Annotated in this window: 12 protein-coding genes and 1 pseudogene; all 13 read right to left on the bottom strand. The window is 62.1% G+C overall.

Translation table 11 applies throughout. The features are described from left to right. Positions 1–2: 2 nt before the first annotated feature. The 13 genes and pseudogenes from AC3A4T_RS09430 to AC3A4T_RS09370 all read right to left on the bottom strand — a co-directional run bounded on the left by AC3A4T_RS09430 (position 3) and on the right by AC3A4T_RS09370 (position 12,277). On the bottom strand, positions 3–455 hold the full coding sequence (locus AC3A4T_RS09430) for a phage tail protein (RefSeq protein WP_036107371.1): 453 nt from the start codon (positions 453–455) through the stop codon (positions 3–5). Between the two features lie 15 nt (positions 456–470). Further along, on the bottom strand, positions 471–2,381 hold the full coding sequence (locus AC3A4T_RS09425) for a phage tail sheath subtilisin-like domain-containing protein (RefSeq protein WP_487675147.1): 1,911 nt from the start codon (positions 2,379–2,381) through the stop codon (positions 471–473). Between the two features lie 69 nt (positions 2,382–2,450). Then, entirely contained in the window at positions 2,451–3,374 is a 924-nt protein-coding gene (locus AC3A4T_RS09420; protein ID WP_487675146.1) for a hypothetical protein, read from the bottom strand. Continuing rightward, a complete protein-coding gene (locus AC3A4T_RS09415; RefSeq protein ID WP_487675145.1) occupies positions 3,371–3,955 on the bottom strand; it encodes a Pvc16 family protein in 585 nt (194 codons plus the stop codon). The genes AC3A4T_RS09420 and AC3A4T_RS09415 overlap by 4 nt, the downstream gene beginning before the upstream one ends. Further along, the gene (locus AC3A4T_RS09410; RefSeq protein WP_487675144.1) at positions 3,956–4,117 is read right to left on the bottom strand and encodes a hypothetical protein; all 162 of its coding nucleotides are present in this window, start codon (positions 4,115–4,117) and stop codon (positions 3,956–3,958) included. It lies immediately after the preceding gene. An 813-nt stretch (positions 4,118–4,930) separates the two neighbouring features. Beyond that, positions 4,931–6,388: a sigma-54 interaction domain-containing protein gene (locus AC3A4T_RS09405; RefSeq protein WP_487675143.1), complete on the bottom strand. Its 1,458-nt coding sequence runs from the start codon at positions 6,386–6,388 to the stop codon at positions 4,931–4,933. Between the two features lie 251 nt (positions 6,389–6,639). Further along, a complete protein-coding gene (locus AC3A4T_RS09400; protein ID WP_487675142.1) occupies positions 6,640–7,383 on the bottom strand; it encodes a hypothetical protein in 744 nt (247 codons plus the stop codon). Between the two features lie 381 nt (positions 7,384–7,764). Beyond that, the gene (locus AC3A4T_RS09395; protein ID WP_487675196.1) at positions 7,765–8,277 is read right to left on the bottom strand and encodes an XVIPCD domain-containing protein; all 513 of its coding nucleotides are present in this window, start codon (positions 8,275–8,277) and stop codon (positions 7,765–7,767) included. Further along, positions 8,272–8,493 (bottom strand): annotated as a pseudogene (locus AC3A4T_RS09390) (peptidoglycan-binding domain-containing protein); the annotation flags it as partial. The gene AC3A4T_RS09395 and the pseudogene AC3A4T_RS09390, both read right to left, overlap by 6 nt. 691 nt (positions 8,494–9,184) lie before the next feature. Further along, on the bottom strand, positions 9,185–9,754 hold the full coding sequence (locus tag AC3A4T_RS09385) for a hypothetical protein (RefSeq protein ID WP_487675141.1): 570 nt from the start codon (positions 9,752–9,754) through the stop codon (positions 9,185–9,187). A gap of 76 nt (positions 9,755–9,830) precedes the next feature. Next, on the bottom strand, positions 9,831–10,322 hold the full coding sequence (locus AC3A4T_RS09380; protein WP_487675140.1) for a DUF4189 domain-containing protein: 492 nt from the start codon (positions 10,320–10,322) through the stop codon (positions 9,831–9,833). An 8-nt stretch (positions 10,323–10,330) separates the two neighbouring features. Then, a complete protein-coding gene (locus AC3A4T_RS09375) occupies positions 10,331–11,446 on the bottom strand; it encodes a TrbL/VirB6 family protein (RefSeq protein WP_487675139.1) in 1,116 nt (371 codons plus the stop codon). Between the two features lie 39 nt (positions 11,447–11,485). Next, the gene (locus AC3A4T_RS09370; protein ID WP_487675138.1) at positions 11,486–12,277 is read right to left on the bottom strand and encodes a hypothetical protein; all 792 of its coding nucleotides are present in this window, start codon (positions 12,275–12,277) and stop codon (positions 11,486–11,488) included. Positions 12,278–12,479: the final 202 nt, after the last annotated feature.

Here is a 12,479-nt window from a genome sequence, read left to right as displayed (position 1 = left end):
TCTTACTCCATCTCCAGCCGTTCGTACGCCAGCACCAGTTCTTCCATCGCCACGTCGGTGCCCTTGGCGTTGAACGGGCCGCTGGTGTGCTTGATGATCCGCGCGCGCAACAGCTTCCAGGTCTGCACGATCTGGGTGTGGTCCTCGTTCTGCAGATGGATGGTGACCGTGCGCATGGCTTTCTGGTCGCCGTTGCGGATCTGGTCGAGCCACTGGTAGAGGTTGAGCGAACCGATCACGCCGCGTTTCATCGTCACGTCGGTGGATTTGTTCATGCCGGTGATTTTCATCACGCTGTTTTCTTTGGCGTTGCCGGTGCGGTATTCGGACACGGTGACTTCCATGCCGATGCCGCTGAGTTCCTGAAACCCGGCCTGCGGCCCGTCGGTGACCCCGTCGCCCAGGTCGACGAGGAAGTTGAATTGCACGTACGGGCGATCGCGAAGGGTGGCCATGTGCTTGCTCTCCGATCAGACTTTGCGGTCGGCCGTCCACTGGCCGATGCGGAAGATGACGAACTCGGCCGGACGCAGCGGCGCGACCCCGATCAGGCAGATCAGGCGGCCGTTGTCGAGGTCGTTCTGCGACATCGTCGAGCGGTCGCACTTGACGAAGAACGACTTCTCCGGCTTGTCGCCGAGCAAGGCGCCGTTCTGCCACTCGTTGAGCAGGAAGTCCTCGATGGTGCGGCGCACGTTGGCCCACAACTGTTCGCCGTTGGGCTCGAACACCGCCCACTGGGTGCCCTTGTCGATCGAGCGCTCCAAATAGGCGAAATAGCGGCGCAGGTTGACGTACTTCCATTCCGGATCGGAGCTGATCGTGCGCGCGCCCCACAGGCGCATGCCGCGGCCTTCGAAATAGCGGAAGCAGTTGATGCCCTCGGGATTGAGCACTTCCTGCTGGGCCTTGTTGAGGAAGCGTTCGAAGCCAAGCGCCAGGTTGACGACTTCATTGGCGGGCGCTTTGTAAACGGCGCGATTGACGTCGTTACGCGCATAGATGCCGGCGACGAACCCCGACGGCGGCATATGCACCTCACGCTGGGTCAGTGGATCGAGCACCCGCACCCACGGGTAGTACAACGCGGCGTACTTGGAATCGAGCTGCGCGCGCATCGCCCGCACTTCGCTGATCGCCATATTGTCGCCGCTGTCGAGCACCGCGATGCAGTACTTCATGCGTTCGGCATGGCGGATCAGCGCGCGTACGATCGATGGGGCCTGCAGCGCGTAGCTGTCGCTGTAGCCGTAGGTCGAACCGGGCGCGGCGACGATCGAGATGTCCTCGAGGTCTTCGAACTGGCGCAGGCCGGTCTTGCGGTCGGCGCTGTCGACGTCGCCGCCGTAGGCGTCTGCGGTCGGACGCGAGCCGTCGTTGCCGTCGCTGAGCAGGATCGCCAGGCTGCGCTCGGCGGCGGTGCTGTCGCTGATCTGCAGCGCGGCGCGCAGGCCGAGCGGCGGCGAGGTCGAGGCGTTCGGGTCGGCGTCGAAGAAGGCGTTGAGCAATTCGGTGCCGGTGCCGATCGCGGCGACGTCGTCGGCGCGGATCACGATCGGCAGGGTGCGCGCGCGGCTCTGGCTGGCCGGGTTTTCGGCGAAATAGGCGAACAGAGAATCGGGACTGCCGGCGCGCTGATGCTTCGGGTCCAGCGGCAGATCCGGAGCGACGAAGGTGTCGCCGCCGTTGAGCGGCTGTACCACCACGGTGGTGGTGATCACCCGCAGTTCGTAATCGGCCGCGCTCAGGTCGGTCAGGCGCGCCTCGGCGGTGGTGATGTCCTCGCCGCTGGAGACGAACGCCCAGCTCTCGCTGGCCGCGTCCCACAACGCCAGGTAATAGCCGTCCTCGATCGCCGGCGACGGCGCGCTGGCGCGTGGACGGATCCACACCACGTCGCGCGCCTGCAGCGAATTGGCCAGGGTCACGCCGCCGACATCCGACAGCAGGCTCTGGCCGACATTGAACACGAAGCTGACCCGCGCATCGCCGGCGCGGCCGGGGAAACGCGCGAACACCATCATCGACGAGGGACTGCCGGGCAGGCCGCCGCGGGCGCAGCCCGGACGCGTGTCGGTGGGGTCGAGCGGCGTGAACACGCGGCTGATGTAGATGCGCTTGCCGCCTTCCTCGAAGAACGCGCGCACGCCGTGCCACATGTAGTTGTCGATTTCGACGTTGGAATCGAACACCAATTTATCGCGGCCGCCGTAGGTGCGTTCGAACTCGACCAGGCTGGTGACGATTTCCGGATCGATGTTGAGCGGCCCGTAGCGGGTCGGACCGACGAAGCCGGTGGTGGTGGTGCTCACGCCCTCGATCGATTTCGCGCGGAACGACACTTCCTCGACGAAGACACCGGGAGCCAGGTACTCAGACATAGCAATTCTCCTTGCCAAGAGCGGCATGCGAAGCGGCACGCGGGCGCGGCGCGGTCGGGCGTGCAGTCATCAGGTGGACAGCAACAGCCAGGACGCGTCCGCCGCGTTCTGGCCCTCGGTCTTGGCCAGGTACGGCCGGCGGTAATCCAGTCGCCGCGGCGGCGCGGGCGAGGACAGCGAATCGATCACGCCGCGGGGCGCGGCCAATTGGCCGAGCACGTGGGCGAGATCGGGAGTCGACGGAATCGGATCGAGCGGCGGCGAGGTCGTCGACCAGTACGCGCTCAGCTCGAGCGTCCAACGGAAATCGCTGCGCGCCTGCGGCGGCGAAGCCAGCACGGCGCGCGGCGGTTCGGGGTAGGGGAACATCACCGCGACGCGGCCTTCGCGATCGGCCATGCCCAGGCCGCAGCGCACGCCGTCGATATCGACCGCGAGCAGGCTCCAGGCCGGAACGTGGCCGCTGCCGGCTTCGCGCAACTGCGCGTAGACCACCGCCAGCGGTTGCGGCGGCGGGCGCGAGGGCGAGGAGAACAGCGGGATGCGTTCGATCAGCAGCAGCGGCGGCGAGGCGGCATCGCCCGGCCAGACGATCGGCTGCGGCGGCGACATCCACGGCGCGAGCCAGGACAACACGCCGCGTGCGGGCAGGTCGGCATCGAACGCGATCGGCAGATAGCGGCCTTGCGGATCGCTGACCTCGACGCGGTAGCGGCCGCCCAGCGGCGGTGAGGCCGCGGCGGCGTCGTTCCACGCCTGCAGCGGGTCTGCGGATGCATCGAATTCGAAAGATGTCAGACCATCCACGCGATGGGCCACGTACACGCCGCTGGGATTGGGCAGCGCCGGCTTGCGCGCGTTCGGGCGGGTGAGCGGATACACCTCCACCTTCAAGCCGTCGATCAATGACGTCGCCGCGGCCACGTCCCAGAAGCGCAGGCCGAGCGCGGCGTTGCGCTGTACGACTTCGCCATCGAGCAGGACCGCGCTCATGTCGCGGTCTCCACGTGGAAGCGCCGGGTCTGCACCGCGGGACCGTCTTCGATGGTCACGTCCGAATCGATCAACACCATGCGCAGTGCATACGTCGCCGACGGTGGCAGCCGGCGCAGGCGGTCCCACAAAGTCAGATAGTCGGCCAGCGACAGCGGGTCGCAGATCAGTTCGACCGCCTCGTGCGGCGCGAAGGTATCGGTCTCGGGCATGTAGTGGTTGAGATGGCCCGCGCTGAGCACGCCGGTGTCTTCCATCAGCCGCATGGCCCAGCCGAGCATGCGCAGCTGACGCTCGGTGTCCTGCGCCCACGGCGTGATCATGTAGTGCAGGTCGATCGGCAGCGACGGGCGGAACCGTTTGCCGTCGGGCGAGCGGCGCAGGGTGAGGTTGCGCACCGCGCCATTGATCGCGGTGCGGAACAGGTAGACCGAGAAGCCGTCCTGCATCGGGTTTTCGAAATCACGGGTCTGGTACAGGCTCACGTCCAGCCCGGCGCCGAATTCCTCGCGCGGATAACGATCGCGCAGCAAGCCGGCGAGGGCGGTGCTGGTGGCGGCGATGGCGCGATAGTTGGCCACTCAGTCCTCGCGCGCCGGGTTCGAGCGATGCGCCTGCGACAGCACGTCCAACTGGGCGTCGTCGCCGAGCCGCCGATAACGACGGCGACCGTCGGCGGCGACGATCTCTTCGATCGCGCCGCAACGTTTCATCCACTCCAGTGCGTCGTGCAACTCGTTCATGGCGACCTCGTGTTCGGTTCGCAACCACCAGCGGCGGATGCCCTCGGCGGTATCGCATGCGAGCGGATTGGCGCGTAGATAACCGGCCAAGCTGCTGACACATGCTGATGCCGCGTTGTTGTCATCCATCGCGAACCTGCCTCTGTGCGAGTAATTCATTGCAAGAGCGATGCCAAGTTCGCGCGAATGGGTAAATGCTTGAAATCGTTGACGCGGGTCTTTCGCGCGAAAACAACGGCAGGATGTTTTCGTCCTGGCTGGAGTCGGCAATCGGTCACGCCGGTCGCTGGCGACGGCTGGCGCTCAAGGGTTTGCAGCCAGGATGTGTTTGTCCTGGTGTCGGGATGGTTTTGTCCTGGGGGCGAAAGCGGGTCGGATCGATGTCATCCCTTCTCCCGCGCGCGGGAGAAAGTGCGCGCAGGGCGGATGAGGGCGGCCAGGCGTGGCTTCGTGATTGTTGCGATTGCGCGTGCCCTCACCCCAACCCCTCTCCCGCAAGCGGGAGAGGGGCTTCGAGTTCTCGTAAAAATGACGCAACCTCGTCCCTTCTCCCGCGCGCGGGAGAAGGTGCCCGCAGGGCGGATGAGGGCGGGGGGCGTGGCTTCGTGATTGTTGCGATTGCGCGTGCCCTCACCCCAACCCTCTCCCGCAAGCGGGAGAGCGGCTTCGAGTTCTCGTCAAAATGACGCAACCTCGTGCCTTCTCCCGCGAGCGGGAGAAGGTGCCCGCAGGGCGGATGAGGGCGAAAAGATACCCGCAGGCCGGATGAGAGCGACTGAAACCCGCCCGAGCGACCAACCTCAGCCTGAGCCTCTACCCCGGCTCATGCTCGAACGACCTAAACCGACTCGGTTCGATCCGATGCTTGCGCATCAACTCGAAGAACGCGCGACGGTCCTTCTTCGCCGCCAGTGCGGCGTGGGTGACATTGCCGCCATGCACGGCCAGCAAACGTTCGACATAGCCGCGTTCGAAGTCGTCGACCACGCGCTGCTTGGCGCTGCGGAACGAGGCGCGTTCGGCATCGGCGATCGACGCCAATGCGGCCGGGTCAGGCTCGCCGCCATGCACGCCGTCGATCTGAATGTCCTCGCGCGTCAGCATCGAACCGCGCGCCAGCAACACCGCGCGTTCGATCACATGACGCAGCTCGCGCACATTGCCGGGCCAGTCGTGGGCCAGCAGCAGCTCCATCGCGCCGGGCGTGAACGCCGGCCCGCAGCGGCCGTGGGGACGGCCGAACTCGCGCGAGAAATGCGCGGAGAAATGCCGCGCCAGCAAGGCGATGTCCTCGCGGCGCTGGCGCAGCGGCGGCAAGGTCAGGTTGAGCACGTTGAGCCGGTAATACAGGTCCTGACGAAAACCGCCGTTCTGCGCGAGCACGCACAGGTTGCAGTTGCTGGCCGCGATCACCCTCAGGTCGGCGCGCTGCACGGTATTGGAACCGACCGGCCGGTACTCGCGCTCCTGCAGGAAGCGCAACAGCTTGGCCTGCGCCGACAGCGGCAGACAGTCGACATCGTCGAGAAACAAGGTGCCGCCCTCGGCCTCGCGCACCAGGCCGGTGCAGGCGCTGTGGGCGTTGGTGTAAGCGCCTTTGACGTGACCGAACAATTCGTTCTCGACCAGGTCGACCGGGATCGCGCCGCAATTCACCGCCACCCACGGCCGATCAGCGCGCTTGGACAAGTAATGGATGGCCTGCGCGCAGACCTCCTTGCCGGTGCCGGTCTCGCCGACGATCAACACGCTGGCGTCGCAGCCGGCCAGCACCGGCAGGCGCGCGGCGATGGCCGCGCAGGCGGGACTGGCGTGGACGAAGCCGCGGATCGCGGGCGACGACTCGGCGGCGGATGGCCCACCGGTCTCGATCTGTGGAGAAGGGGTAGCGGTATCGCACGCCGACATCGCCTCGGCGCCGGCGCGCTGCAATCGCGCGCCCCATTCGGCGCAGGTCGCGGGCAGCGAGACGAAATCGCTGACGCCGGCGCGGATCACCGCGTCGAGTTCGAATTCGTCGGCATCGCGCATGCTCACCACGATCGCCATTCGCGGGCGTTCGCGCCGGATCGCGGCGATGCATTCGAGCACCGCGTCCAGGTCATCGGAACCCGATACCAGCACGATGCCGTCGGCGCCGCGTATCGCCGTCTGCAGATAGCCATCGGGCAGCAACCGCAGATGCGCGCAGTCGGCAAGCGCGGCCTGCACCGCGCGTCGTTCGGCCGTCGCGTTCGCCAGCGGCACCACCGCCCAACACGGCACTTCCATCGCCAGCCTCCCTGTCCGTGCCAGTCCGCCCCGCGCGGCGCCGCCGAACCTCGCCGCGCAGCCGTGACGGCTGGCCGGTGAAGGGCCGGTTCGATGCGTTTCGGGGTGTTGCAGCACGATCAACGCGGTGACCGCGGCCGGGCGGTCACCGCCCGGTGTTCGGATTTGCAACATCGGCCGATCGAACCCCGGTCTTCGCCATCGAGGCGGCCGGGCGGTGAGCCGGCGTGAGCGAACCTCGCTGGTTCAAACTAGCGCTGACGTTCGCCGAACGGGGCGCGATACCAACCGATCAGACCGGCGAGCAGCAACAGCGCGCCGAACCAGCGCAGGGTGCTCGGCCAGGCGGGCGCGGCCTGCAACAGCTGAACCTCGCGCACGTACAGCGTCTCGCAGGCGCCGTTGCCCTGGTCGTCGCGGTGGGTCGAGGTGCCGCGCTGGAAATCGAAGCCCGAATGATGGCTGTAACTGGCGAGCTGCCCGCGCAGGCGCACCTGATCGCCGACCTTCAGCCCGCGGATCTGCCGGGCGACATCCTCGTTGTCGGTCAGGATATGGTTGTTGGAAATCGCGCGCACATGCGCCGGCCCGACCTTGTTCGTGTCCGTATAACTGATGTAGCAGACCCATTGGCCGTTGGAAAAACTCATGACCTCGTAGGCGCCGTCGGCGGCGTTGGCGCCCCAGACCATGCACAGGTCGGCGACATTGAGATAATCGCGACTCTGCTCGTGCTCGCGATCCCACCAGGTTTCCGAATCGTGCCAACTGACGATCAAGCCGGAAATGTCGTACTCGGCGACCGGGGTGATCTCGTAGTCGACACCGCCCGCGTGCGCCGCGAAGGCGGGCAGGGCGGTCGGGGTCTGCAACGGATCGTGCAGCACCGACGGCGACAACGCGCCCGGCGCCGGCCGTTCGCCGTCGTAATAGAAGCCGGCCGCCAGCAAGGCGACGCCAGCGAGCAGCAACAGACGGGCGATCAGGCTCAGCATAGGGTCCGTATCGCGGTCGACTGCGAGAAGCCACGACGGGCGCGGTAATGGATGGTGTTGACGATGGATTCCCCGAGGATGCGGCCGCTGCGACGTCGGTGCGATGGCATCGAGCCGCCATCGAGCACGCGCGGGCCGAACCGGCTAGCGACCCGCGTCTTTGGACAAGTGTAGCGTTTGCGCCAGTTTCCGCGTGTACCCGGCGATCTTATCCCCGATCTTGGCGATGAGCGTGCATTCACCGGGGGGCGTCAGCTGCCGTCGGAAGCGATCGCCCGGTTGCTTTGGTCCGGTTGGGCCAGTCGTGCACAACAAACGGATCGAAGGGCATATCGGTCCGTCTGTTGTCGCAGTATGCAGACGTAATCATTCCGTACCGTATTAGATGGTCATTGGCTTGACCTGATCCTGGTTAGCCTGCGATGGCGCATTGGTGTGCTTGGGAACGTCCTGACTCAACTGTTCCGTAGTCTTCTCGACCGGCTGCTGCACCGCCTGGGCCTTGTCGGCATAGACGCGTTGATGGGCCGGGTCGTTCAATGCGCCTTGTACCGCGAACAGACCGGTGCCGCTGGCGTTCGGGACGACGTGATCGATCTTGGTCAGGCCGCTGACCTTGGCCTCGTACGTCAAGGTGGCCGCGGCGCGCTCGCGTTCGGTCTGATCCTTGAAAGCATTCGGGCCCAGCTTTTCGATGCCGGCCAGCGCTTGTTGGTACAGGCCGTGATCTGGGTGGTTCGGGTCTGAAAGCAAAGGGCCGTTGGCTGCTTGCGCTGGCGCATGACCTTCCTTGACCGGTTGGGCGGGCTGGCTTGACGACGGCGGCTGTTCTGATGCTGGCTGCGTCGGAGTAGGCGCTTCTTGCGCGGGATCTTTTGGAGTAGCAGTCTTCAGTGCGGCGAGCGTGTTGGAGCCGGCGATGCCGTCGACGGTCAAGCCGTCATGATCTTGCTGGAAGGCTTTGACGGATTCTTTGGTTTTTTGACCAAAATTGCCATCTGCGCGCAGGGGCTGGCCGCTTGCGTCGGTGTAGCCGAGTTCATTCAAGCGCGTTTGCAGTTCGCGCACTTCCTGGCCATTGTCGCGTAGGCTGAGTACGCCGTCGGCCATAGGTGCTGCGGGAGTGGTGCTACCTCCGCTACCCGGATAGACCTGGCGGCGATCCGTGGATAAATTGGTGACAATGGATTCACCAGTTAGATTTTCTGAGTGGGGCGGGCGTGTATCTGTCGTGATCGTACCGTTGTCTATGTCGCGGACATAGCGTTCCATTTGCGGCAGGTACTGCGTATTTATGTCTATATGTACGTGAGGTCCGAACGCCTTAGGATTGCCGTTGTTATAGCCGCCTTGCGGCGCTAACGGCTGCCCATATTCGATCGGCATATCCGGCTTTAGCTGAGTGTTGCTCAGGTCGAGATGACGATATTTGGCGATCAGTTCTCTATTCGGATCGGTGCTGGGTCGATCGTAGATCTCAACGATCCCATTTTTTGGGTCGATCGCGCCGATGTAGCCATTCGCCACGGCCGGCACAGGTACGTTTTTGCCATCGTTGAGGATGAGGTCTTTGGATACGAAGTAGTCGTTGTCACGCGTAACATGCGCAGTGCCATTGTAATTTCCCAGCAGTTCCTCGCGCTCACCATTGACCGTTCCGTAGACACGCCCCTTTTCATTTCCTCTGCTGGGATGATGGCGTTCGATGTCTTCGTAATCGTGGATGTCGTTGATGGTGTTTTTCGCGTCGATGGACTCGGCCATGGTGTACTTTGGCATTTCACGGCTCCTTGTGAATGTTTCAGCGCAACTCTTGTGTCAGTTGCCAACAATTGTTCTTGCGCTCAAACACGTATGCGCCTTTGGCGCCATATGTTCCTGTTAGCGTGTCATCGTTTGTGTAACGACCTCTTATGAAGTCAACTTGCATGGTTTCGCCTACGCGATGAATTTTTATTTCTATTCTGTCGAACTTTTCTGCTTTTTCGTTTGAGGTGACGTAGGACCAACGATAGTTGATCAAGCCAATTTTGAACGGTTTGTTCTGTTCTTTGGTTTCTACGCCAATTTTCTTGTTTTTGTCTGCAAACTGACGGATTTCAATGTTAGGCGATGTGTGCTTGGGCCGAAGTTCCGGGCGGTAGATGTAAGCATTGAAGAAGTTATCGAAATCTTGGTCGCTGTTTCCGCACGCGTCGGCATCCATCGTTTGAGCGGCTGGCGTTTCTTGTTTTTTAGAGCTGTTCTGGGTCTGCGATGTTTGCTGCCTAGATACGACTGCGGCTGCGGCGGGTTTGTCTGCATGGCTGGGTGCTGAGCAGCCTGTGACGATGGTCAGGACAGCGACGGCTTTTACGCTTAACAGGCGCATAAGGTTCTCTTTATTAATTTAGGGCTGCGATTCCATCGGGTGCTGATTGATGAATATTGCGTTGACGTAACCCGCTTTACTCGTCGATTTTTACGGGTAGGCTGCAGCCGGAGTAGAACGTCCAGCACTTCTGGCCATTGTTGTTCGGCTTGCAATCTTCGCTTGCAATTTTTATGGCCTTTTCAGTCGTTTCAGCTCTTGCTGTAGTGGCGTGTACCCCGTTTGTAACCACAGCGGCGCACTGATTGAAGTAGGTGATTGATAGCTTGCAGTTCACGCCATTCCTGGAGCGACACTCACTGAGTGCTGCGGAGTCAGCTTTCTGTTTGCTTGGCATATCGGACACGATGCCCCAGTTGCCTTTTTCATCATTGGCAATCGCTCCCCATCGTTTGGCCCAAGCTGGTTTCTGTGGGCCGCTCGATGGAATTGGTGCGCATCCAATCGGCCCTTGGGCACCGGTTGGCGTGGTTTGATAATGTCCGCTTGGACAGGCGCCCTCTGCATACAGAAAATTAGAATGAAGTAAGGCGCTAGCGATAAAAAGATATTTGCTTGGTCTGTTCATGGGAGGGCTCAATCGTCTTTCCTTTGATTCTTACGAATTTCGTCAGGATTTATCGTCGGACCGGTACCACTCACTCTATTGTTGTTAGGGTTATAGGTAGCGCCCGGCGCGCTTGAGTCGCCGCTGGAATTTTTGTCCGATGATTGCGTCTGGCTTGAAGACGAATCAGTGTTCTTATCCTTACCTTGCTCTTTCCCAGCAAACGCCGAATACGTCATGAAATTGCCCAGCGTGCCCTGGAAGTAGCTCGCCGCCAGCGGCGGGATCGTCACGATCAGCAACGTCATGAGGATGCCGATGCCGCCCTGGAACATCGCCTGTGTCGTCAAGCCTTCCGCCGCGCTACCCAAGATGCCGTTTAGCGCTTTATTGACCCATAGCAGAACTGCAATCTTCGCCATCAACTCCATCACCCACCCGGTGACGACGCTCAACAAGGACATCGAGAACAGCGTGCCTATGGTGTAGAGCAACCATCGTCGGAACAGGTCCTTGGTTTGTTCGAAGACCAGGCACAGGATGAATAACGGCGCCAGGCCGATCGACAATGCAATGGAGAACTTGAACAACAGATGCATCGCGCCGGCTGCCATCGGCGGGCTGGCGGTGCCAATGCCGGCAAATAGCATGGCCTGCTCTTTCTTGCGTTGCAGGGCCGGGTCTTTGTCGGGCACTTGCACCGCGTCGATCGCGCTCAGTGCGACCTGCATGAAGGCGAGGTTCTTGTCGATCGCGTCGCTGCTGCTCTGCGCGCTGCCGACGAACAGCGAGTGGATCTCGCGGTCCAGGTCGACGGTGACGAAGCGGTGCAGGTTGGTGCCGCCCCAGGACATGCTGGTGGCGACGCTGATGATGACCGCGATCTTGGCCATGCTGACGACCATGGACATCATTGAATCGCGCGATTGGCCGGTGGCCATGCGGTAGCCGGCGATCATCACCCACAAGGTCACCAGGGTCAGGGCGATGGCGCCCACCCATTTCATCATTCGCGCCATCAATTTCAGGCCGAACTGGTCGATTTTGTTGTCGAAGTACCCGCTGATCAGTTTGAAAAGGGCGAAGTCGCCGACGCCCTGGATGTGCGGGTTGAACCAGTCGTGCAGAGACAGCAGTGCATCCATGAGTCGTTCCTTCGAGCAAGGGGATGGCGGTCGACAGGTTTAGAGCGAGAACGCGCTCTCGATAAGTTTGGTGCCGATCACCCGACCGATGCCGCTGCCGCTCTTCTTTCCTTCCAGTGCCCGACGGGCCAGCCGGGACTGGTCGTTCTGCAGCGCCAGGATGTAGTCGTCGTAGGCGCGCATGCGGGCCTGCCAGTAGTCCAGGTCCATCTGGGTGCGGATCACGAAGCGTTGCGCTTCGTTGGAGTTGGCTTCCAGGGCGCCGGGGTTTTCGCCGACTTCGTTCTGGCGTTGCTCGTCGATCCTGGCGAACTCTTCATTGCGCTTGATCAACGTCCTGAGCATCTTCACCGAGTCGTTGTACTTGGCGTTTTCGGCCAGTACGGCTCGTTGGCACAGGGTGCGCTGTTGATCAACGATATTGCCATCCATTTGTGGCATGAACCGGCCTTTAAGCCCCTCCAATCCACCAGCGGGGCCGGGGCAGCGGTCTTCCATGCCGTAGTCGACGGGGCGGTCCGGGAAGTCGTCGATCATCGTCGACTTGCCGAATTGCATTTGTTTCACGTTGATGAGCAGGCGCTTGTAGTGGTCGGCCGTCTCCTCCCAGCGTTTCTTTGTTTGCTCGAATTCTTTGTAGTCCTGACCTATCTGCCGCATTTGCGTCATGAACCCGCTGTAGTCGAAAACGGGCATGCCCGCGTTGGCTTGCGCTATGAACAAGAAACCACTCAGCGCGAACGCAAAGCGACTGATGCGGTGTCTGACTTCTGCACCGGAAGATGATGGTCGGATGGTGGTGATTTCGGCGTGTTGTCGCGGAGCGTTCATATGGTTCCTCCCCTGGTGATAAACCCGCGGTCCTGCGGGTCCGTGCTTGCGAGTACGGCGTCCTGCTTTGCGCAATAGAAACCAGATGAGGGGAACGAAAGCAACAGCACGACGATTTTTTTTGATAATTGGCGGTTGTTGTAGACATACGTCTACAAGTGCGTTGATTTTGTGTGTTTTTAATGTTTCTTCTTTGTGCTCG

The sequence above is a fragment of the Lysobacter sp. Soil_N_51 genome (genome assembly GCF_057655755.1).
The sequence above is the reverse complement of the archived record's forward strand: the minus strand, read 5'-3'. Positions and strand labels throughout refer to the sequence as shown.